Below are 20,192 nucleotides of genomic sequence, written 5' to 3'. Positions count from 1 at the left end.
TACCCCCATATAGGACTTTTATATTTCATTGTCCTATATGAGGGTAGCATATCAAACCAGTAGGTGGAGACAGGGGATTTGTTGTTTACAGATTTTCTTCTTTTTCTCTTTTTCTTTTACGATGCATACTTTGCTGATATCGGTTTCGGAAGAGATCATCGCAGTAAACCTTTCTTGTAGATGTGGCTTTTACAGTAAAAAATTGACCGCATTGTCTACAACGTCTGAATAATTCCAAATCTGGTTTCATATAGAAGATGGAAAAATACAATCCTCCAATGAGCGTATCCACATGCCAGGATGGAGTCATTTTTTCGGCATCATACATTGGATGGATGCTTCCCATATTGGCATTGATTTCTTCAGCAATTACAAGCCTTGCAATTTCTAGAATTCTGGTTTTCATGTCAGAAGTAATCTTGCTTGTATTTGGTGTGCCATAATATTCAATGGAACCATCATTTTTGATATTCTTTACAGCTCCTACATCACAGCAATAATGGAAGATAGGATCTATGGTTCTGCGAATTGAAGGTGATTCATCTATTCCGTGTGCGTATAAGAATAGCATTGATTTGAAAAGGTCACTTGAAGAACCTTTTATATGTGCTTCTTGACCGCTTCCTTCCATACATCCCATATATAGCTGAACATGCAATTCAAATGATGGGGATACTAATGTATCTGGAATAGTGATGCTATCTTTAGAAAACATCTCTTGTTGGAAGTAATCTGGTGTGGGGATACTATATGCTCTTTCCAAACTTTCTTGCAGAGAGTGCTTACATGTGTAATATGGGTTAGGAAGAGAGAAAAAAGATATTTCAATGGGATTTGATAGCATCAGGTAAAGAGATAATCCCAGAATCTTATGGTAATCTTTTCGTATAGATTCCATAGCACTCAGCAATTCTACGGTAGTTCGTAATCTGCGAATTAATTCAAACATCTTGTCGGTATCAATTGGCTCATATTCTAATCCGCTGATATTGAAAAGAAAACCATTGCGTTTGAAGTGAAAAATGGTAAGGGTGCTGTGAAAGGATGGGGAAAACTGAAGTCTGGGGCTGGATGGATTAGTTTGGATTTTGGGAAGAGAGAGTGAAGAGACATCAACAATATGTCATGGATAATGAAAAGATTTCCTGATAATATATGAGTTATTCAAGAGAAGGCTGCTTAAAGCAAGTGATATATACCGAAAATAAAGGAATTAACAGCTGGGTTGAATAGAAAGAACATTTTGCTGCCTTATCGCTAATGAAGCGGAGTTGGTCAGGTACTCTGTTGGTCTGATGAGTTCGAGTCTCATAGCTTCGTGGAAGTTATCTACGGTAAAGTGCAGCGAGACCAACTTTGAAAAATGAAGTGATAGAAAAATATACTAACATTATATGAACCATTCAAGCACTGGTCAGGCTCACTTGCTGAGGGAATCATACCAACTGATCCGGGCACTTCCCTGTATAAAAATAATTGTGAACGATTGATGGTGCATTGCTCCTGGGGAAACCTGGGAGCAGTGTTTTATATTGTAGGATATATGATTAACAATTGTATTTATTAGTTCTTTTAATAAGGTTGTACGGAACAAATAATTTTATGAGAAGCATAATGTGTTAAATCTCAAGACCAGAGATAATATGGAACGATGGATCAGATGGAAGCACTCAGGAAGAAGCATGAAGAATTGATGGAGAAGCTGTCACTGGCAGAGGATAAGACCAGGGAATATAACCGTGTGAAGATTCATGATAGTTTTGTAGTGATGAAGCTTACACCGGAGCTGATGGATGAGTATGTTGAGAGAGTTGAAGTTCATCCAGATAATGAGATTAGAGTAATCTGGAAGTAAATATTGTGGTGCTTGAGGTTTGCTGCTTAGGTGGCGGGCCTCTTTTCAATTGAAAAAATTGAGATTTTGGTGTACTATAAATTATACGAAAAAGACAACCGATATATTTCGATAGAGGATAGATTCATGGTAAAGAACAACATTGAGGTTGATGTAAAGGTAAAGTGCATAGAGCAGGGCAAAACTCAGGTGAAGCTGGCGGAAGAGATTGATACCACTAAGGCATACGTGAACCGTGTAATCAAGAAGCCTGATGGTGTGGTGAATAGGACTTTTGTGCAGATGATGGAAGCACTGGGGTATGATATCGAACTGTATTATGTGAAGAGGGAAGGATAAGGCATGGATTTTGACTTAAGGACATGTAATTCAGCATTTGACTTCATCTTGGATTTATTACAGATGAAATCAAATGAGTATGTTGAAGAACTGATAATGAATAGTGGAAATGATTTTGAAGTGTTTTGGGAACGGAATATAGATAGAATCGCTAAAGTAAATGTCCATGACATAAAGGTGATGGCATTTCATGTTTTAGGAAGTCTTGATCAATGTGAAGAGATAAAAAAGAATGGATTAAAAAATCTGCAGATGGTTCTTTCTGAGAATACAATTTTTTCAAGGCTCTTGAAAAAGGCAGGGATTGCTTTTGATATTCATGAAAAGACAGTATCTTATAATGGGAATCTGTATGACATTGATTATGAACATTATAGTGAGCAACACTTTTTGACAGAAACGGAAGAAAAGCTTGATAGGATCGCTCATAGAGTCTTTTATGATTTTTGTGTTAATGGATTTATGATGAATGATGATATACGTGCTTACGGGACAAGAATTCATGAGAGACCTGAATTTCTAATGACTTTAGCGAAGCTATTTCCTGCGGCAAAGAAAGTAGAGCAATTTTGGGAAACAAAAGCTGAAAGCTACAAAATAGATTTTTATGCAACGGTAGACCAAATTCATAGATTTAATTTTGATTTAGATGAATGGAGAGATCCTCCATATGAAGGATGGGACGAATTAGACGATAGTATGAAAATCAAGAAATGGATGCTTTCGCATGCAATTGACCGATCTAATGATATGTTAGGGAGCGAAATTGCCATTTACATAAAGGATGATGTAATTATCCCTCCAGATCAGCTGTTGGCGTATTCAAAATTATAAGAACATTTATTTAACACCAATAAGCCGATTTTTTGACACCTTAGGAACACGCTCTATAGGATTTTTAAAGAATACGGTTCAAAAAGCCTTTATTTTCAAGCAAAAGTTTTTCAAAAAGTTTGTGTCACCTACTTGACATATGAGGGAACAGGAAAGACATATGCATCCGCATTTGCTATGCGTGAGCTTGGTTTCAAAAGAGTATTGTTTCTGGTTCACCGTGTAACACTTGCGAAGCAGGCTAAAAAATCTTTTGAAAAAGTTTTTGATAAGAAAGTGACAATGGGATTGGTGGGAGCAGGCTTCTATGAATATGAAAAGGATTATGTTTTTGCAACAGTAGAGACTTTGAACAGAGATACACACTTGTTTCAGTATCAGCCAAATGCCTTTGATTGCATTATTTTGGATGAGGCTCACCACAGTTCTAACAATATTTACACCAAGGTCATTAATTATTTCAATCCGAAACTGTTTTTGGGTATGACTGCGACACCGGATAAAAGAGATGATAATCAGGAAGGCAAAAATATATATGAGATTTTCCATTATCAAATCGCTCATGAAATCCGTTTACAGCAGGCAATGGAAGATAATCTTCTTTGTCCATTTCATTATTTTGGCATCAGTGAGGTTGTTTCCCTGGATGATAAAACATTGCAGGCTGCGAAGTTGACAGATGAGGAATTCAATCAGCTTACCAGTGATGAGAGAGTGAGGCATGTGATCGAACAGTCGGAATATTATGGCTACAGTGGCGATCGTGTAAGGGGACTTATTTTTTGCAGTCGTGTTAAGGAGTGCGAAGAATTATCAAGAAAGTTTAATGCTCTGGGATATCGTACAATTGCTCTTAGTGGTGCTGATAATGAAGAAAAACGACAGGAAACATTCGAGAGACTGGCAATGGATGAAGCAGATGCAACGGAAGAGATGCAGCCCTTGGATTATATTTTTTCGCGAGATATATTAAATGAAGGTGTGGATATTGTTGAAGTGAATCAAGTCATTATGCTCAGACCGACGCAGTCTCCCATTGTATTTATTCAGCAGTTGGGACGAGGACTTAGAAAGGCACCAGGGAAAGAATATGTTGTTATTTTGGATTTTATTGGAAATTATAATAATAACTTTATGATTCCGGTAGCTTTATCAGGAGACCGTTCTTATAACGCTGATGTAATCCGCAAATATGTAATCAGTGGAAATAGTACAATACCAGGGGCTTCAACTGTTCATTTTGATGAGATTTCCAAAGATAAGATATTTAAGTCCATCGATAAAATCAAAGGGATGAAAACTCTGATCAAAGAAAGCTATGTTTCTCTGAAGAATCGGTTAGGACGGGTTCCGCTGTTGTATGATTTCTATGAAAATCAGGAAATTGATCCACTGGTAATTATTAAAGAATATAAAACATATTATGCCTTTATGCAGGCAATGGAAAAGGATAAATACAAGAATAGCCTAAACGAACAGGAGAAATTAACACTGGAGTATTTGTCCAAAACAATTCTCTCAGGAGTGCGCCCTGATGAGCTTGCAATATTAAGTCAATTGCTTTACAGAGATCATATAGGGGTTGCAGATTTTATAAAAGAATACCAAAAGACCTATGGAATTAAAATCAGCACATCACAGGTAAATGAAGCAATTCAGGTGCTGCAAGGACATTTCGTGAGTAAAGAAGCAGAATATCAGAAATTTCGTCAGATTGATATTCTGGAAAATGACCAATCAGGAATGATCCGAAGACTGAAAAGTTATACAGAAAGACTTGCACATATTCAGTTCTACACACAGGTGGAAGATATTATAAAAGTCGGTATTGCCAGATATAAGGATAAGTATTTTCCGGGGCGAATTGTGGATAGTCCGTTTGTATTATACGAAAAATATTCCAGAAGAGATGTAAGCCTTCTTATGAACTGTGGCAAGGATTTGTCCTCTATTATGTATGGTATGAAAAGAATTGAAGATGATGTTTTCATTTTTATTACATATCACAAAGAAGAAAGTCAGGATGAAAAAAACTATGTAGATGGAAAACCTGATTATGCGGATGCTTTTGAGGATGATCTGATTTTTAAGTGGGACTCTCAGATTGGGAAAGGCTTGGATAGTTCATATATGAAAGATGTACTTGAAGCTGAAAGAAAGCACTTGCTTGTGAAAAAGTCAGATGCGGAAACAAGCTTTTATTACATGGGACAATTCACTGTGGTGGAGGCCAGAAATGCCCGGAAAGAAGATAATCGCGGACGTATGCAGCCGATCACGAAAGTAACGATGAAAATGCACCATCCAGTGAGAGAAGATTTATTACGGTATTTACAGTCAAATATTACAGCATAAATGATTTGAGGTACGAAACAAATGAAGACAATAAAAGTAGTTGCAGCAGTTATCTGCGACAATATGAAAGAAAAGAATAAAATTTTTGCAACGGCTCGTGGTTACGGTGAGCTGAAAGGCGGCTGGGAGTTTCCAGGAGGAAAAATTGAAGCAGGAGAAACTCCTCAGGAAGCATTAAAGCGAGAAATCATGGAAGAACTGGATACAGAAATTAAGGTAGGGGATTTGATTGACACTATAGAGTATGACTATCCCACCTTTCACCTTTCTATGGATTGCTTCTGGGCAGAGGTCACAGCCGGTCACCTGGAACTAAAAGAAGCGGAAGCTGCAAAATGGCTCACGAAGGATCAACTGAACAGCGTTGCCTGGTTACCGGCAGATGTCACTTTGATAGAGAAAATTCGAAGGAACATGGAGAACTGATTTCTAATATTATTTTCAGAGGAATTGCTATGATATATACAGTAAAACGAATTGATGAAGACCTGGACTTCGGTTGTGAAGAGCGACCGAAAGGCATGCCAGTCATGGCAATAGTGACGCTTACGAATTCTTCAGGCGAAGAAATAAGGATAAAAGCAGAGGATGCTATGCTCTATGAATGTAACATCAATGAAGGGGACAAGGTTTGCTTTGATGTGAATAATAAGTTGGAAAAAGTGGCACTTCCGAATTGATGGGAGTGCCGTTAAATGTTATTGATTATCGTTGTTTTTGGAAAGCTGTTTCTGCAATGCAGAAAGCTGAATATCAGGTTAATTCCACAATCATTGAATAGAGGAAAAGCTGTTCCAGGCGGTGTATGTGGATTCTGGGGAGCTTGTGGCGCTGGTATTAGTGCAGGAGTGTTTATATCAATAATCTCAGGAGCAACCCCACTTAAAAATGAATCTTGGGGGCTTGCTAATAAAATGACTTCTAAGGCACTTGACGCAATCGGGAGCATTGGTGGACCAAGATGTTGTAAAAGAGATTCCTATATAGCCATAATTTCAGCGATAGATATAGATTATGTAGCGGAAAATTTCAATATACAAATGGAAAAGCCTGTTATAAAGTGTATTCATTCTGATAAGAACAATCAATGTGTTAAGGAGAGGTGCCCGTTTCATGAATAAGAAAAAAGTCGCATTTATCTGTGTCCATAATTCATGCCGTAGTCAGATAGCAGAGGCATTGGGAAAACATCTGGCATCAGATATATTTGAAAGCTATTCGGCCGGAACAGAGACAAAGCCTCAGATTAATCAGGATGCCGTTCGTGTCATGAAAGAGATTTATGGAATAGACATGGAAGCAAATGGTCAGTATAGTAAGCTGATTGCTGATATCCCAGATGTTGATATCGCAATATCAATGGGCTGTAATGTGGGATGTCCTTTTATTGGAAGAGCATTTGATGATAACTGGGGACTTGATGATCCAACGGGGAAATCAGATGATGATTTTAAGGCTGTAATACAGCGGATTGAGGAGAATATCTTTGAGTTAAAGAAAAGGTTGAGCGAGAACAAATAGAATACCTGCAGAACAAAATGGCAGCTTATCAGCTTTATGACACAGGATTTACTGTGACAAAGGAAGATGAGCTGTTTTCTTTATCTATCTGCAAGTATTCCAGTAGGATTCCTGTTTTGGGACGAATGTCCGGAAGATGGGTAATCACTTCCTGTCCTTGCTATTCTCTATCTTCGGCTGTTGAATACAAAAATGATTTAGGAAGTTTAGCCTTTTGGTTGTCGGGATTTTTGTACAGCCATTTGGTGTAAACTGATAACATTAGAAAAAGAAATCAAGGGGGAACTGGCAGATGAAAGGTTATAATACAAGCAACGGATACATGGGATACGTAGAAGGCAAGGCTCACTCATCCAGTATGGCAAGAAAACATACTTCCTTGTGAATAAAGAAACAGAAGAAAATACCTGTTATTATAAGTCATTTGCTATCGTTTGTAATGGAATGCTGAACACAAATAATAGAACAATCAAGGACGTTCCTGTATATGGATATGATCTGAAGAATGGTCTTACATCAGTGAATAATATGATTTCAGTTATTAATGGAAACATAGAATTTGTAACTGAAATCACGGATGCTATAAAGGTATTGGCGATAGATGATATCTTTAACATTTACGGACGTACCTTTAAGGTTGACAATATATACAAAAAGGACGGATTATTTCATATCATAGCTGAAGTTTATGCTAATGTTAATCCTGATCCAGAACCAGAGCCGGAACTTGAACCAGAACCAACACTGACACCATCAAAGATAACTGCTACTTTAACAGGTGGTAACACTCTCCGTTACGGCAGATCAAAGTCATGGACAGTTACGTTTACTGATACAGCCGGAGCAACCGTAGAGAAAACGGACTTCACATGGAACGTCATATCAAGTTTTACGGTGACTAAAACAATCGTAGGCAATAAAATTTCACTGAAATGTTCAGATGATAAGGCGATTGATGAATCATTTACGTTGCAAGTGTTAGAGTCAGATGGAACAACACTTGTTGAACAGGTAATTACAATTACAGGATAAATAAATGGAGTGGGTGTGATCCCACTCCTTCTTTTACCTATTAGTTCTTTTTTTAGCAATTATTCTTTTGAATCTTTTGGATTAGGTTCATCATCATTGCGGAGTTCAACACCAATTTGAAGACGTTTACCTTCAAAATTTAATGGAAGTCTTAGTTGAGAAAATTTTTCTGCTTCTGAAGGATTTAAAGTGTTGACATAAGATTTCAAAACATCGAATACTTTATCAAACTTGCTATTTCTATATATTTTAACTTTTACTTTAGATTCCTCATCTGGAATGTAAGAATCTACATCAAATAAATAAGGTATACTATCATTGCAAGATGATGTATCAAGTTCTAGGCTGTTTGGAATAAAAGCTAAATGATAGTTGCATATTTCACATAGTATTATAAGTTCATTCACAGAGAATCTGTCTTTTGATAGTTTGTTTCTGAATGTTCCAACTGAACATCCTATACATTCGGCTGCTTCTGGAACAGTTACATCTGCATTTTTCATCATTTCTTTTAAATGAGTCGAAATTTTCTGCATTGTTATCAACTCCCTTTTATTAATATATAGCGTTAAGACTAATTATATCAGATACACTAAAATCATGCAATGAATGAAATGTAAATAATTGTAAATGAATATTAAAAATAATTGTAAAAATGATTGACATATAACTAAAATAGTGATAATATCATAACCATAACAACACAACATAAGTAACGGGAATAATCTTGCATGAAAAAGAAGAAAGGGGAATGTAACGTGAGTAAAACTATACTAATGACTTCAGGCTATAGCTTTGAAGGACGTAGAATCAGTGAATATTTCGGCGTGTACTCTGGCGAATGTGCATTAGGTACAGGATTTCTAAGTTCTCTTGGTGCCGGATTTGCGGATTTCTTTGGAACAAATAGTACCATGTATTCGGACAAACTGAAAAGGGCGAAAGATTATGCCATTGGTCAGTTGAGAGATCAAGTCATTGCCATCGGCGGTGATGCAATAATTGGTTTGGATATTGATTATGTGTCATTTTCGGCAGATATTATGGGCGTAATAGCATCTGGAACGGCAGTTAAACTGGAAAATTTATCCAGTGGAACACAAGATGATACTGAGAACAAATTTGTTATATCAATTTATAACACTATGCCAAACTTCAGACCATCTTTTCTGTATGCAAGTCCAGCTTCATACGGAGAAAGTGTCCTATCACTGGGCTTATTCCATCTGAAAGAGTGTACAGTTAAGGCAGTGTTGGCAGATGTTGAAATCAGTGACATATTCCAGAGGACAACTGTACTTAAAGATGTAGCTTTTATCGGATTTAAGGCTGAAAATGCAAGGAATCTGCTTAGTGATCCTGTGACTTGTGATCTGTCTCCTGATTTAATCAGACTTATTTATGGAATAAAGCTGACTATCAAGAGATACATCACAGCGGATGGACTGGTTGTGGTTTCGGAGAGTGAAATCACCTATACATCTGCGGAAGAAGAGAAAACTGATTCCATGAAATTTGGAGAAGAGATTCTGAAGGTGGTGGATTCTCTTGGAAGTGCAAAGGAAATTTACGAACATTTAGTTGCATACAACGAAGCTCACAGAGGTTCAGTTGATCCGGAGCTACTTGAAATTGTGCAAAAAGACATGAAATTTGAACGTCTGTATGGAAATCATAAGGATACAACGATAACGGAAATCAAAAATTATTTTGCACAGTGTGAAGAGAATGAAAGAATATAACAGAGAAGAGGTGCAACAACATGGCAATGTTAACCAGGAGAATTGATGCGTTAGGACGTATCACGATTCCCAAAGAGATTAGAAAGAGCATGAACCTGTATGAAGGCTGCTTATGTGCAATCAGTGCAACTCAGAACGGTATTCTGATTAAGAATGCAGATGATAACTTGCAGAAAGATTTACAGTTTATCATTGATAAATATATTTCGGAATCTGGATGGAGTGATGCAGTCCTGAAGCTGATGGAAGTACAGGATGAGATTGAGTTTGAGCCGGAAGAAAATGGAGAAAATTAAGGAGAGGTATTTTATGAGCGTATTACAGGGAAAAAGTTATACAAAGGGTAAGTACACATTTTCACTGGATTGTGATGTTCCAGACTAGAATTTGTGGGTATATTATAATAATGAGCCATTAATGGTCAACGGTGATCCAGATAAACATGTTTGTAAATGGCTTGGTGATGGAAAATAACCCAGTAAAGCACATATTTATAACTTTATGAATAAATTTGTGAACGATGAAAGTAATGAAGCGGATTGCGAGGTGACTGATATGCTGAAAAATGTACTGATTGTAGTGGATGATATAGAAAAATCCATAGAGTTTTACAGAGATTTATTTGGACTGCAAGTGATTCTTCAGAATGAAGGGAATGTGATTTTATCGGAGGGTCTTGTTTTGCAGGATATCGGTTTATGGGGAAAGACGTTGGATGAAATTTCTACACCATTCAATAACAGGATGGAACTGTATTTTGAGGAATTTGATATAGATGAATTGCTTGCGAAATATGAATCCGGTAAATATTTTGTTCGATATGCCACGGAACTGACAGAACTTGCAGGTGGCCAGAAACTTGTAAGGCTGTATGATCCGAGTGGTAATCTCATCGAGGTTCGCACTCCGTTTATGTGTAATTGAGGGAGAAGATATGCGGATTTTTATTGATGCAGATGCCTGTCCGGTAGTCGGTATTGTTGAAAAAGTTGCAAAAGAGCACAATCTTCCGGTAACGTTGTTGTGTGATACCAATCATGTGTTATCATCTGATTACAGTGAAGTGATTGTAGTTGGAGCCGGAGCAGATGCAGTGGATTATAAACTGATCAGCATTTGTCATAAAGGCGATGTTGTTATATCGCAGGATTATGGAGTGGCGGCAATGGCTCTTGGAAAGGGCGCATATGCGATTCATCAATCCGGGAAATGGTATACCAATGAGAATATTGACCAGATGCTTATGGAGCGTCACTTGAACAAGAAAGCACGAAGGGCATCCGGAAAGAATCATTTAAAAGGATCAAGAAAACGAACAGCAGAAGATGATGAGCATTTCAGAGAATCTTTTGAAAAAATGATACATATGGCGATGGATAAGGGGAAATAATCACAAACAAAACACAGGAGAAGGAGGCGTAGAATGATGGAAAAGAAAAGAACCTATATTGCAATCGATCTTAAGTCATTCTACGCATCTGTGGAATGTAAAGAACGAAATAGGGATCCTTTGACGACTAATCTTGTGGTTGCGGATAAAAGTAGAACAGAAAAAACCATCTGTCTTGCGGTATCTCCAGCATTAAAGTGTTATGGGATACCCGGAAGGGCTCGTTTATTTGAGGTTGTTCAAAAAGTAAAAGAAGCCAACAGCGCTCGCAGGTGGAAAGCACCGAACAGAACATTTATTGGTTCTTCTGATGACAGTACAGAATTAGATACCAATCCTGCACTGGAGATTGATTATGTTGTTGCGCCTCCCCGGATGGCTCTCTATCTGGAATACAGCACCAGAATTTACAGCATTTATCTGAAATATATTGCACCGGAAGATATTTTCCCGTATTCGATTGACGAAGTATTTATGGATGTAACGAATTATCTGCATACTTATAATATGACAGCAAGAGAACTTGCAATGACCATGATACAGGATGTGCTGAAAACGACAGGTATAACGGCAACTGCCGGAATTGGAACGAATATGTATTTATGCAAGATTGCGATGGATATCGTGGCAAAGCATATTAAAGCAGATAAAGATGGCGTACGAATTGCAGAATTGGATGAAATGTCATACCGAAGGAAACTCTGGAGCCACAGACCTCTTACTGATTTCTGGAGAGTCGGAAAGGGATATGCAAAGAAGTTGGAAGAATATGGCCTTTATACGATGGGTGATATTGCCAGATGTTCCATCGGAAAAGAGAATGAATTATATAACGAAGATTTGCTATATAAACTGTTTGGCGTTAATGCAGAGCTTCTGATCGATCATGCCTGGGGATATGAGCCCTGTACCATGGAAATGGTCAAGTCTTACAAACCGGAAACGAACAGTGTTTGTTCCGGGCAGGTACTTCATTGTCCTTATGACTTTGAAAAAGCAAAATTAGTCGTCAAAGAGATGACGGACCAGATGGTTTTGGATTTGGTGGATAAGAAGCTTGTGACGGATCAGATTGTATTGACAGTTGGTTATGATATTGAGAATTTGAATAATACCGACAGGAAAAAGAAATATCATGGTGAGGTTACGATCGACCGTTATGGAAGAAGAATTCCGAAACACGCACATGGAACGACCAATCTGAAACGGCAGACTTCCTCAACAAAAATGATAACAGATGCAGTAATAGAGTTATATGACAGGCTCGTTGACAGAAACCTGCTTGTCAGAAGAATCAATATCACAGCGAACAGGCTTGTGGATGAAAAATCTGTCAAGAAAGAAGAAGTGTATGAGCAGCTGGATCTTTTTACGGATTATGAGGCACAAAGGAAAAAGCAGGAAGAGGAAGCGGCTGAGCTGGATCGCGAAAAACGTATGCAGGAGGCAATGCTCAGTATCAAGAAGAAATTTGGAAAAAACGCTGTACTGAAGGGAATGAATCTTCAGGAAGGTGCAACCGCCAAGGACAGAAATGAACAAATTGGCGGACATAAGGCGTAAAGGAGTTGGAAGAGGATGAAAAATAATTCTTATGAAGATATTATCAATTTGCCACATCCGGTCTCTAAGAATCATCCGCAAATGCCACTTCGGGATCGGGCAGCACAATTTGCTCCTTTTGCAGCTCTGACCGGACATGATGCTGCGATAAAAGAAACGGCAAGATTAACCGATGAAAGATTGGAACTGAGCGAGGAAGTGATTGCTCAGCTGAACGAAAAAATCAACATAATCAGAAATAATATCGGTATAGAACAGAATGTATCGATAACTTATTTTATTCCCGATGCAAAAAAAGCCGGTGGATCTTATGTTATGTGCTCCGGTATTGTAAAAAAGGTAGACGAATACGAGCATACCATAATTATGACGGATCAAACGGTCATTCCAATCGAACAGATAAGTGATATTAAATGTGAAGAGTGGTAAATGTGAAAAATGTTTCACTGGGAAAAGTGAAAACAGAAAAAATTATTCTGAAAAGTCAGAAAAAAGCTTTTCTATTATCGTATTACATGGTATACTGAATACCGAAATGAATGATATGCAAAATAGGATTTTATGCGTCAAGTGTTCGGTGAATGGGGAGTTGTCACTGAAACGAAAAGTGCGTCTTACGGTATATTATCCGCACCCGTTGCAAACAATATAAGAGGATATCTCATATTGTGTTAGGGAATGTTTTCGACATACATTCTATCACAATTGGAGATATCCTTTTTAATTTGGTCAAAAGGATAATCTCCATTTCAAAAATACAAAGGAGGTTATTTTTTAATGGTTGACAAAGTGAAAATTGAGCAGGCAGTCCGTCTGCTTCTGGAAGGTATCGGTGAAGATATCACACGGGAAGGTCTGATTGATACTCCTGACAGGATTGCCCGCATGTGTGAAGAAATTTACGGAGGTCTTGGCCATGAAGCGGACCAGCATCTATTAAAGCAGTTTCCTGTAGAGAATAATGAAATCGTACTGGAAAAAGACATCACCTTTTACTCCATGTGTGAGCATCACCTGATGCCTTTTTATGGAAAAGCTCATCTTGCATACATCCCCAACGGCAAAGTTACCGGTTTAAGCAAGCTGGCACGTACAGTAGATGTTTATTCCAGAAGACCACAGATTCAGGAACGGCTTACCGTTCAGATCGCAGATGCTTTGGAGCGTACTCTGGATCCAAAAGGAATTATGGTAATGCTGGAAGCGGAACATACCTGTATGACCATGCGCGGAATAAAGAAACCGGGAAGCAAAACGATCACTACTGTAACCCGTGGTGCGTTTACAGAAGATAAGGAACTGCAGAAAATGTTCCTTTCTATGGTAAAAGGATGAATAACAATTTTTCAGATATGGATCGTGTCAATCAGATCTGGAGGCACCCGGTTTATCAGGAACATTATAAAAAAATACAGGAACTTGAAAGTGAACGGATCTTCTGCCGTCATACGCCTGAACATTTTCTGGATGTTGCACGACTGATGTACATTTATGCACTGGAGGAACATCTGGAGCTGCCCAAAGAGCTTATCTATGCAGCAGCACTTCTGCATGATATCGGACGTGCACAGCAATATCAGTACAACATTCCCCATGATATTGCAGGAGTAGAAATCGCACGGGAAATTCTGACAGATCTGCACTTTACAGAACAGGAAAAAGAACTGATTCTGTCTTCTATTGGACATCACCGAAAAGGAGATTCCTGCAGTACGCTGGCAGCACTTCTTTATAAAGCGGATAAGCAGTCCAGAAATTGTTTTTTATGTTCCGCTGCTCCTGAATGCTATTGGTCTGATGATAAAAAAAATATGAAAATTGAATACTGATCTTCTTCATAAGCACAAAAGAAAGGATGGGCTCTGCTCATGAAAATTGGAAACCGTTTTTTTGATACTAAGAATCATACTTACATAATGGGAATTTTGAATGTTACCCCTGATTCCTTTTCTGACGGCGGCAAATGGAATCATATGGATGAAGCTCTGAAACATACAGAGGCAATGATTGCTGATGGTGCAGATATTATTGATATCGGAGGCGAATCTACACGTCCCGGTCATACTCCTGTCAGTGCTGATGAGGAAGCACAGAGAGTTCTTCCTGTTATTGAAGCGGTCAAAAAACATTTTGACATTCCTGTTTCTGTAGATACTTTTAAGAGCAGTGTTGCTGAAAGCTCTATCCAGGCAGGAGCTGACCTGGTTAACGATATCTGGGGATTAAAATATGATCCGAAAATGGCAGCTGTGATCGCAAAATATGATGTGGCCTGTTGTCTGATGCACAACAAATCTAATACAGAATATCAAAACTTTCTCATTGATATGCTCGCCGAAACACAGGAATGTGTCAATCTTGCAAGACAGGCCGGCATTAAAGATGAAAAAATCATGCTTGATCCGGGAATTGGTTTTGGAAAAACATTTGAAATGAATCTGGAAGCAATGAATCACCTGGAGCTTTTTCAGAATCTGGGATTTCCGGTTCTCCTTGGTACATCCCGCAAATCCATGATCGGACTGGCACTGGATCTTCCTGTAGATCAGCGCGTGGAGGGGACTTTGGCTACCAGTGTAATTGGCGTAATGAAGGGATGCTCTTTTGTCCGTGTCCACGATGTTAAAGAAAACAAGCGTGTGATCCAGATGACAGAAGCAATCCTGGGACGCAGATAAATTACTGGCACAAAACAGATGGTAAATATAAATAACATACAGAAAGGATTTGCTGTTATGGATGAGACCAGATTAGATAAAATAGAAATTAAAGAGTTGGAGGTTTTTGCAAACCATGGTGTATATCCCGAGGAAAATGTTCTGGGACAGAAATTTGTTATTTCTGCCACGCTTTTTACCAGAACACGTCTGGCGGGATTAACCGATGAGTTGTCTGCTTCCATAAACTATGGCGAAGTCAGCCATATGATCACTGATTTCACCAGAAAACATACTTATAAACTTCTGGAATCTCTTGCAGAGAATCTTGCAGAAATGCTTCTTTGCTCTCTTTCCGGACTTGAAAAAATTACTCTGAAGATTGAAAAGCCCTGGGCACCGGTTGGTCTTCCTTTGAAAACCGTATCTGTGGAAATTACACGGAAATGGCATACTGCTTACATTGCTTTTGGCTCTAATATGGGTGATAAAAAGATGTATATAGATAATGGGATCCGTGGTCTGGCAGAGACAAAAGGATGCCGTATAGAGGCAATTTCCGATTATCTTATTACAGAACCTTACGGAGTTACTGATCAGGATGAATTTTTAAATGGAGTTCTGAAAATGCGGACACTTCTTACTCCTGGAGAATTGCTTGTGCGACTGCATCAGTTAGAACAGGCGGCAAACAGGGAACGTATCATCCACTGGGGACCAAGGACACTGGATTTGGATATCCTGTTTTATGATCAGGAAATTATTGATATGCCAGATCTTCATATTCCTCATATTGATCTGCACAACCGCGATTTCGTTCTTGTACCAATGAATCAGATTGCTCCGTATCTGCGACATCCTGTGTTAAATCAGACCATTTCGCAGCTTCTGGACAGCCTTCTGAACAAATCTGAAAATACTGCAAAATAAAGTGAACAGTAACCAGTAACGATATTTTGTTGAATGTTCCATTGATATTTACTTTGCCATTTTTTACAAACAGTGCTATGATATATTCAATGGAAATTCTATAAAAGAGAAAACACCTACAGGAGGGCAAAAAATTATGAAAATCAGACGCGAAGAACACATGGCAGGCGGAAATGGTCACGTAATCATCAAAGAAATCCTTGATGCAGAGCAGTTGAACGGTAAATGTGGACTGTATGCACAGGTAACTCTGGAGCCGGGATGTTCACTGGGATATCATGAACATCATGGAGAAAGTGAAACCTACTATATTTTACAGGGACAGGGCGAATACAATGACAACGGTACCTATCGTCCGGTAAAAGCAGGAGATATTACATTCACACCGGACAATCATGGACATGCACTTGCAAATACAGGAAATACAGATCTGGTTTTTATGGCTCTGATCATTAAAGACTGATATAAAAGCAGCAGCACATATTTCTTATGGAAATAATGACTGCTGTTTTTATTACCAGGACAGACTGATTATAATAAAAAACAGTATAAATCAGGTAGCATTTTAGCCGAATCAAGTAAGTCCCCTGCTTCAATTGCGAAAAGTAGTAAGCAGTGGGTGGGGACTTGCTTGTATCAGGAGGAGTGCAAGCTCCTTCTGATAAACTGCGAAGCAGTTATTCGATTATGAGCAAGTAGCGAAGCGGATTGCGAATATCCGCTTGATTAATCATTCAAATGGAGAATCAAACTATGTACAGAAAAACAGCAAAGAAGTTACTGAAATTCATAGAGAAAAGCCCCACTGCATTTCAGGCAGTGACGGAGATGACCAAAAGGCTTGACAAAGAAGGCTTTGAAGAATTGAAAGAGGAGGATCACTGGAAGCTTAAAAAAGGCGGAAATTATTATGTGACCAGAAATCATTCTGCGATCATAGCTTTTTCCATTCCGCAGAAGCCTGTGTGGAAGTTTCATATTATGGCAAGCCACAGTGATTCCCCTTCCCTTAAGATCAAGGAGAATCCTGAAATAGAGGTGGAGAATGCTTATATCAAACTGAATGTGGAGCGTTACGGTGGAATGATTCTGTCTCCGTGGTTTGACAGACCTCTGTCGGTAGCAGGAAGGCTGATTGTCCGCCAGGATGGAAAAATCAGAGAGAAGATGGTGGCTGTGGACAGAGATCTGCTGGTCATTCCCAATCTTGCCATTCATATGAACAGGGAAGTAAATGACGGATATAAATATAATGTGCAGAAGGATATGCTGCCTCTTTTCAGCGATAAGGAAGGAAAGGGCAGATTTATGGAAACTGTGGCTGAGGCTGCAGAAGTAAAGAAAGAAGATATTCTGGGACATGATCTGTTTCTTTATGACAGAACTCCGGGTACTCTGTGGGGAGTAAATGAGGAATTTGTCTCTGCACCCAGACTGGATGATCTGCAGTGTGCATGCTCTTCTATGGAGGGATTCCTGCAGGGAAATCGTGAAGAAAGCATTTCTGTACATTGTGTGCTGGATAATGAAGAAGTGGGAAGCAGTACAAGACAGGGGGCTGCCTCCACATTCCTTAAGGATACTCTGATGCGGATCAATATGGGACTGGGACGTACCCAGGAGGAATATTATATGGCACTTGCAGACAGTTTTATGATTTCTGCAGATAATGCCCATGCTCTCCATCCAAACTATACGGATAAGACAGATCCGGTAAACCGTCCGGTGCTGAACGGGGGAATCGTGATCAAGTATAATGCAAACCAGAAATATTGTACAGACGGAGTGTCCGCTGCAATTTTCAAGGATATCTGTGACAGGGCAAAGGTGCCGTACCAGACCTTTGTGAACCGTTCGGATATGGCAGGCGGATCCACGCTGGGAAATATTTCCAATACCCAGGTTCCTGTGAAAACAGTGGATATCGGTCTGGCACAGCTTGCCATGCACTCTGTATATGAAACCACAGGTGCGAAAGATACAGAGAGCCTGGTTAAGGCAGCGACAGTATTTTTTGCATAGCTTGTCGGCACACTGGAAGATAAAAAGTATATATGAAAATCAGGAGATAAGAAAGTGAACAGAAAAGCAGTGTTTTTTGATGCAGACGGAACACTCTGCGATATGGAAAAGGGTGTACCCCAGAGCACAAAGGAGGCATTGAAGAAATTAAGAGAAAACGGTCATGACGCATGGCTTTGCACAGGCAGGAGCAGGGCCTTTGTTTCCTGGTATCTGGAAGAGCTTCCGTTTACCGGTATGATCAGTGCCTGCGGGGCTACCATTGAAAAAGATGGAGAACGTCTTTTTAATAAAGAGATGCCCCCGGAAGTTGCAAAAAAGTCAGTGGAAATCCTGCGCAAATATGGTCTGGTTCCGGTTATGGAAGGTGCAGATTTCATGTATTATGATAAGGATGAATATAATACAGATGTGAACTGGTATACGGATCTGATCACAGAATCTTTAGGATCTAAATGGCGTCCCATCAGGGGAAATGAAGACTGTATGCGCATTAATAAGATTAGTGCAAAGATGATAAAAGGCTGTGATGCAGAAGCTGCCTGCAGGGAACTGAGTGAGTATTATGACATTATCCGTCATGAGAGTGGTTCAGGGATTGCGGGAACCACCATTGAACTTGTCCCAAAGGGCTTTAACAAGGCAGTGGGGATCTCGGCAGTGTGCAGACTCTTTGATATTCCGTGGGAGGATACCATTGTGTTTGGAGACAGCAATAATGATCTCGCCATGTTTGAATATGCGGCGGTGAAGGTTGCCATGGGAAATGGTTCGGAGAAAATAAAAGCTCTGGCTGATCATATTACACAGGATATGTTTCATTATGGAATCAGAAACGGACTGGAATATCTGAAGCTGATATAAACATAAAAAGCCTAGGCTCAGATGAGTCCCAGGCTTTTGCATATATAGAGCCAGATTGTCATGGTAAAGGAGCTTAACAGAGTGGTAGTCATAACCACACCGGAAGTAAAATCGCCGTCATAATCCATGTTTTTGGCCATGATATAACAGCTTACAGTAGTGGCAGAGCCAAGCATGATAATGATCGCAATCAGCATGTCATGGGAAAATCCCAGAAGCACAGCCAGTGGAAGAAATACAGCTTCATATCCCACAAGCTTCAGAAAGCTACATGCGATCAGTGGTTTCGGCCTTGCGAATGCCTTGCCGAATTTCAGTGCGCCACCCATGGCCATCAGCCCAAGAGGAGTCGCTGTTTTTCCGAGATTATCTACGGCAGTATTCAGAATTGTTGGCATTGGCAGATGAAGCAGCGACCATACCATACCTGTCAGGATACCAAGGATAATAGGGTTCGTGGCGATTCCTTTCAGGGTTCGGATAAGCTTTGCGGTATCAAGTTTACCGCCGCCGGGAGCGAACAGTGACAGTGTTATAACTGCCATCACATTATAAAGCGGCACACTTCCGATGATCATAAGCGGTGCCATTCCTGCGTTTCCGTAAAGATTCTGGATAATTGCAATTCCAAGGATCGCAGCGCTGCTCCGGTAAGAAGCCTGGATAAATTCGCCCTGGATATTTCGCGGTTTCAGCAGATAGGAAAGTCCTGTGGAAATTCCGATACTGATCAGTGTGACAAAGAAGCAGAACAATACAAATTTCGTATTCCACACACTGTAGAAATCTGACTTTGCAATATCCAGAAACAAAAGCGCAGGCAGAGCTGCATTAAATACGAACTTATTCAGACGGCTGACAAAGGTGTCATCAAAGAGTCCGATCTTCCGAAAAAAGAGCCCGAGCATCAGGGTGAGAAAAATCGGGATTGTAGCATTAAGACAGAAAATAAGATTCTCCATTTTCATAAATCCTTTCAAAAAAATGATTTCTGTACAAAAAGTACGGTTCATAGGGTGACTGCTATATCACAAGTTACTGTTCACTCCGTTCACAGTAACGTAGCCAAAATTCATTCCAGATTGCCT

At 39.3% G+C, this 20,192-nt stretch carries 25 protein-coding genes and 1 riboswitch; of the genes, 22 read left to right on the top strand and 3 right to left on the bottom strand.

All coding sequences use genetic code 11. The annotated features are described in order from the left end of the window. Positions 1 to 85 precede the first annotated feature (85 nt). Positions 86 to 949, bottom strand: a complete 864-nt coding sequence (locus LJE09_RS14945; protein ID WP_147419734.1) for a hypothetical protein — start codon at positions 947 to 949, stop codon at positions 86 to 88. Between the two features lie 702 nt (positions 950 to 1,651). Between LJE09_RS14945 and LJE09_RS14940 the strand changes: the two genes are divergently transcribed. The 9 genes from LJE09_RS14940 to LJE09_RS14900 all read left to right on the top strand — a co-directional run bounded on the left by LJE09_RS14940 (position 1,652) and on the right by LJE09_RS14900 (position 7,936). Beyond that, a complete protein-coding gene (locus LJE09_RS14940) occupies positions 1,652 to 1,855 on the top strand; it encodes a hypothetical protein (RefSeq protein WP_055057546.1) in 204 nt (67 codons plus the stop codon). Positions 1,856 to 1,981: 126 nt separating this feature from the next. Continuing rightward, positions 1,982 to 2,194: a helix-turn-helix domain-containing protein gene (locus LJE09_RS14935; RefSeq protein ID WP_055057545.1), complete on the top strand. Its 213-nt coding sequence runs from the start codon at positions 1,982 to 1,984 to the stop codon at positions 2,192 to 2,194. A gap of 3 nt (positions 2,195 to 2,197) precedes the next feature. Beyond that, positions 2,198 to 3,028, top strand: a complete 831-nt coding sequence (locus LJE09_RS14930; protein WP_118669988.1) for a hypothetical protein — start codon at positions 2,198 to 2,200, stop codon at positions 3,026 to 3,028. A 177-nt stretch (positions 3,029 to 3,205) separates the two neighbouring features. Further along, positions 3,206 to 5,383 (top strand): DUF3427 domain-containing protein, encoded by a 2,178-nt coding sequence (locus LJE09_RS18485; protein ID WP_442860830.1) that lies wholly within the window; start codon positions 3,206 to 3,208, stop codon positions 5,381 to 5,383. A gap of 21 nt (positions 5,384 to 5,404) precedes the next feature. Beyond that, positions 5,405 to 5,809 (top strand): (deoxy)nucleoside triphosphate pyrophosphohydrolase, encoded by a 405-nt coding sequence (locus LJE09_RS14920; protein ID WP_173682806.1) that lies wholly within the window; start codon positions 5,405 to 5,407, stop codon positions 5,807 to 5,809. 29 nt (positions 5,810 to 5,838) lie between these two features. Further along, complete coding sequence (locus LJE09_RS14915) at positions 5,839 to 6,063, top strand: hypothetical protein (RefSeq protein WP_020993713.1); 225 nt, start codon at positions 5,839 to 5,841, stop codon at positions 6,061 to 6,063. Positions 6,064 to 6,078: 15 nt separating this feature from the next. Next, positions 6,079 to 6,504: a DUF5714 domain-containing protein gene (locus tag LJE09_RS14910; RefSeq protein ID WP_227311509.1), complete on the top strand. Its 426-nt coding sequence runs from the start codon at positions 6,079 to 6,081 to the stop codon at positions 6,502 to 6,504. Continuing rightward, positions 6,497 to 6,904 (top strand): arsenate reductase ArsC, encoded by a 408-nt coding sequence (locus LJE09_RS14905; RefSeq protein ID WP_227311508.1) that lies wholly within the window; start codon positions 6,497 to 6,499, stop codon positions 6,902 to 6,904. The genes LJE09_RS14910 and LJE09_RS14905 overlap by 8 nt, the downstream gene beginning before the upstream one ends. A 381-nt stretch (positions 6,905 to 7,285) precedes the next feature. Next, positions 7,286 to 7,936, top strand: a complete 651-nt coding sequence (locus LJE09_RS14900; protein ID WP_118669989.1) for a hypothetical protein — start codon at positions 7,286 to 7,288, stop codon at positions 7,934 to 7,936. 59 nt (positions 7,937 to 7,995) lie between these two features. Here the strand turns inward: LJE09_RS14900 and LJE09_RS14895 are convergent, their stop codons facing one another. After that, positions 7,996 to 8,472 carry a hypothetical protein gene (locus LJE09_RS14895; protein ID WP_118669990.1) on the bottom strand — a complete coding sequence of 159 codons (477 nt, stop codon included), beginning with the start codon at positions 8,470 to 8,472 and terminating at the stop codon, positions 7,996 to 7,998. A gap of 195 nt (positions 8,473 to 8,667) precedes the next feature. Between LJE09_RS14895 and LJE09_RS14890 the strand changes: the two genes are divergently transcribed. The 13 genes from LJE09_RS14890 (at position 8,668) to LJE09_RS14830 (ending at position 19,104) form a co-directional block, all read left to right on the top strand. Continuing rightward, positions 8,668 to 9,678 carry a YbjQ family protein gene (locus LJE09_RS14890; RefSeq protein ID WP_118669991.1) on the top strand — a complete coding sequence of 337 codons (1,011 nt, stop codon included), beginning with the start codon at positions 8,668 to 8,670 and terminating at the stop codon, positions 9,676 to 9,678. Between the two features lie 20 nt (positions 9,679 to 9,698). Next, positions 9,699 to 9,974: an AbrB/MazE/SpoVT family DNA-binding domain-containing protein gene (locus LJE09_RS14885; protein ID WP_118669992.1), complete on the top strand. Its 276-nt coding sequence runs from the start codon at positions 9,699 to 9,701 to the stop codon at positions 9,972 to 9,974. 259 nt (positions 9,975 to 10,233) lie between these two features. Then, the gene (locus tag LJE09_RS14880) at positions 10,234 to 10,602 is read left to right on the top strand and encodes a VOC family protein (RefSeq protein WP_118670034.1); all 369 of its coding nucleotides are present in this window, start codon (positions 10,234 to 10,236) and stop codon (positions 10,600 to 10,602) included. 10 nt (positions 10,603 to 10,612) lie between these two features. Then, positions 10,613 to 11,068, top strand: coding sequence for a YaiI/YqxD family protein (locus LJE09_RS14875; protein ID WP_118669993.1), 456 nt, complete (start codon positions 10,613 to 10,615; stop codon positions 11,066 to 11,068). A gap of 36 nt (positions 11,069 to 11,104) precedes the next feature. After that, on the top strand, positions 11,105 to 12,631 hold the full coding sequence (locus LJE09_RS14870) for a Y-family DNA polymerase (RefSeq protein WP_118670035.1): 1,527 nt from the start codon (positions 11,105 to 11,107) through the stop codon (positions 12,629 to 12,631). A gap of 15 nt (positions 12,632 to 12,646) precedes the next feature. Next, the gene (locus LJE09_RS14865) at positions 12,647 to 13,060 is read left to right on the top strand and encodes a hypothetical protein (RefSeq protein WP_118669994.1); all 414 of its coding nucleotides are present in this window, start codon (positions 12,647 to 12,649) and stop codon (positions 13,058 to 13,060) included. A 116-nt stretch (positions 13,061 to 13,176) separates the two neighbouring features. Beyond that, positions 13,177 to 13,273: riboswitch (THF riboswitch) on the top strand. A gap of 135 nt (positions 13,274 to 13,408) precedes the next feature. Next, positions 13,409 to 13,966: a GTP cyclohydrolase I FolE gene (gene folE / locus LJE09_RS14860; protein ID WP_173697704.1), complete on the top strand. Its 558-nt coding sequence runs from the start codon at positions 13,409 to 13,411 to the stop codon at positions 13,964 to 13,966. Then, positions 13,963 to 14,460, top strand: coding sequence for an HD domain-containing protein (locus tag LJE09_RS14855; RefSeq protein ID WP_226840099.1), 498 nt, complete (start codon positions 13,963 to 13,965; stop codon positions 14,458 to 14,460). Before folE ends, LJE09_RS14855 begins: the two co-directional genes overlap by 4 nt. A 39-nt stretch (positions 14,461 to 14,499) precedes the next feature. Continuing rightward, positions 14,500 to 15,309, top strand: coding sequence for a dihydropteroate synthase (gene folP, locus LJE09_RS14850; protein WP_062807555.1), 810 nt, complete (start codon positions 14,500 to 14,502; stop codon positions 15,307 to 15,309). 57 nt (positions 15,310 to 15,366) lie between these two features. After that, on the top strand, positions 15,367 to 16,218 hold the full coding sequence (folK, locus tag LJE09_RS14845; protein WP_008704856.1) for a 2-amino-4-hydroxy-6-hydroxymethyldihydropteridine diphosphokinase: 852 nt from the start codon (positions 15,367 to 15,369) through the stop codon (positions 16,216 to 16,218). Between the two features lie 136 nt (positions 16,219 to 16,354). After that, positions 16,355 to 16,681 carry a cupin domain-containing protein gene (locus tag LJE09_RS14840; RefSeq protein ID WP_008704853.1) on the top strand — a complete coding sequence of 109 codons (327 nt, stop codon included), beginning with the start codon at positions 16,355 to 16,357 and terminating at the stop codon, positions 16,679 to 16,681. Between the two features lie 290 nt (positions 16,682 to 16,971). After that, a complete protein-coding gene (locus tag LJE09_RS14835) occupies positions 16,972 to 18,240 on the top strand; it encodes a M18 family aminopeptidase (RefSeq protein ID WP_118613185.1) in 1,269 nt (422 codons plus the stop codon). A 54-nt stretch (positions 18,241 to 18,294) separates the two neighbouring features. Beyond that, entirely contained in the window at positions 18,295 to 19,104 is an 810-nt protein-coding gene (locus LJE09_RS14830; protein WP_118613187.1) for an HAD family hydrolase, read from the top strand. Between the two features lie 17 nt (positions 19,105 to 19,121). Here LJE09_RS14830 and LJE09_RS14825 read toward each other — a convergent pair whose 3' ends face one another. Next, positions 19,122 to 20,066, bottom strand: a complete 945-nt coding sequence (locus LJE09_RS14825; protein WP_227311510.1) for an AEC family transporter — start codon at positions 20,064 to 20,066, stop codon at positions 19,122 to 19,124. Positions 20,067 to 20,192: the final 126 nt, after the last annotated feature.

Source organism: Blautia sp. DFI.3.45, from assembly GCF_020593505.1.
GTDB lineage: Bacteria > Bacillota > Clostridia > Lachnospirales > Lachnospiraceae > Blautia_A > Blautia_A wexlerae.
Note: the sequence above shows the minus strand (reverse complement) of the source record. Positions and strands in the feature narration are given on the sequence as shown.

What these genes read in the sequence shown, in the direction of transcription:
- LJE09_RS14910 (WP_227311509.1), top strand. Translation starts at nt 6,079, where the DNA reads ATGTTATTGATTATCGTTGTTTTTGGAAAGCTGTTTCTGCAATGCAGA.
- LJE09_RS18485 (WP_442860830.1), top strand. Translation starts at nt 3,206, where the DNA reads ATGCGTGAGCTTGGTTTCAAAAGAGTATTGTTTCTGGTTCACCGTGTA.
- LJE09_RS14875 (WP_118669993.1), top strand. Translation starts at nt 10,613, where the DNA reads ATGCGGATTTTTATTGATGCAGATGCCTGTCCGGTAGTCGGTATTGTT.
- LJE09_RS14870 (WP_118670035.1), top strand. Translation starts at nt 11,105, where the DNA reads ATGGAAAAGAAAAGAACCTATATTGCAATCGATCTTAAGTCATTCTAC.
- LJE09_RS14930 (WP_118669988.1), top strand. Translation starts at nt 2,198, where the DNA reads ATGGATTTTGACTTAAGGACATGTAATTCAGCATTTGACTTCATCTTG.
- LJE09_RS14885 (WP_118669992.1), top strand. Translation starts at nt 9,699, where the DNA reads ATGGCAATGTTAACCAGGAGAATTGATGCGTTAGGACGTATCACGATT.
- LJE09_RS14855 (WP_226840099.1), top strand. Translation starts at nt 13,963, where the DNA reads ATGAATAACAATTTTTCAGATATGGATCGTGTCAATCAGATCTGGAGG.
- LJE09_RS14835 (WP_118613185.1), top strand. Translation starts at nt 16,972, where the DNA reads ATGTACAGAAAAACAGCAAAGAAGTTACTGAAATTCATAGAGAAAAGC.
- LJE09_RS14895 (WP_118669990.1), bottom strand. Translation starts at nt 8,472, where the DNA reads ATGCAGAAAATTTCGACTCATTTAAAAGAAATGATGAAAAATGCAGAT.
- LJE09_RS14840 (WP_008704853.1), top strand. Translation starts at nt 16,355, where the DNA reads ATGAAAATCAGACGCGAAGAACACATGGCAGGCGGAAATGGTCACGTA.
- LJE09_RS14940 (WP_055057546.1), top strand. Translation starts at nt 1,652, where the DNA reads ATGGATCAGATGGAAGCACTCAGGAAGAAGCATGAAGAATTGATGGAG.
- folE (WP_173697704.1), top strand. Translation starts at nt 13,409, where the DNA reads ATGGTTGACAAAGTGAAAATTGAGCAGGCAGTCCGTCTGCTTCTGGAA.
- folK (WP_008704856.1), top strand. Translation starts at nt 15,367, where the DNA reads ATGGATGAGACCAGATTAGATAAAATAGAAATTAAAGAGTTGGAGGTT.
- LJE09_RS14880 (WP_118670034.1), top strand. Translation starts at nt 10,234, where the DNA reads ATGCTGAAAAATGTACTGATTGTAGTGGATGATATAGAAAAATCCATA.
- LJE09_RS14890 (WP_118669991.1), top strand. Translation starts at nt 8,668, where the DNA reads ATGAAAAAGAAGAAAGGGGAATGTAACGTGAGTAAAACTATACTAATG.
- LJE09_RS14915 (WP_020993713.1), top strand. Translation starts at nt 5,839, where the DNA reads ATGATATATACAGTAAAACGAATTGATGAAGACCTGGACTTCGGTTGT.
- LJE09_RS14935 (WP_055057545.1), top strand. Translation starts at nt 1,982, where the DNA reads ATGGTAAAGAACAACATTGAGGTTGATGTAAAGGTAAAGTGCATAGAG.
- LJE09_RS14905 (WP_227311508.1), top strand. Translation starts at nt 6,497, where the DNA reads ATGAATAAGAAAAAAGTCGCATTTATCTGTGTCCATAATTCATGCCGT.
- LJE09_RS14945 (WP_147419734.1), bottom strand. Translation starts at nt 949, where the DNA reads ATGTTTGAATTAATTCGCAGATTACGAACTACCGTAGAATTGCTGAGT.
- LJE09_RS14825 (WP_227311510.1), bottom strand. Translation starts at nt 20,066, where the DNA reads ATGGAGAATCTTATTTTCTGTCTTAATGCTACAATCCCGATTTTTCTC.
- folP (WP_062807555.1), top strand. Translation starts at nt 14,500, where the DNA reads ATGAAAATTGGAAACCGTTTTTTTGATACTAAGAATCATACTTACATA.
- LJE09_RS14865 (WP_118669994.1), top strand. Translation starts at nt 12,647, where the DNA reads ATGAAAAATAATTCTTATGAAGATATTATCAATTTGCCACATCCGGTC.
- LJE09_RS14920 (WP_173682806.1), top strand. Translation starts at nt 5,405, where the DNA reads ATGAAGACAATAAAAGTAGTTGCAGCAGTTATCTGCGACAATATGAAA.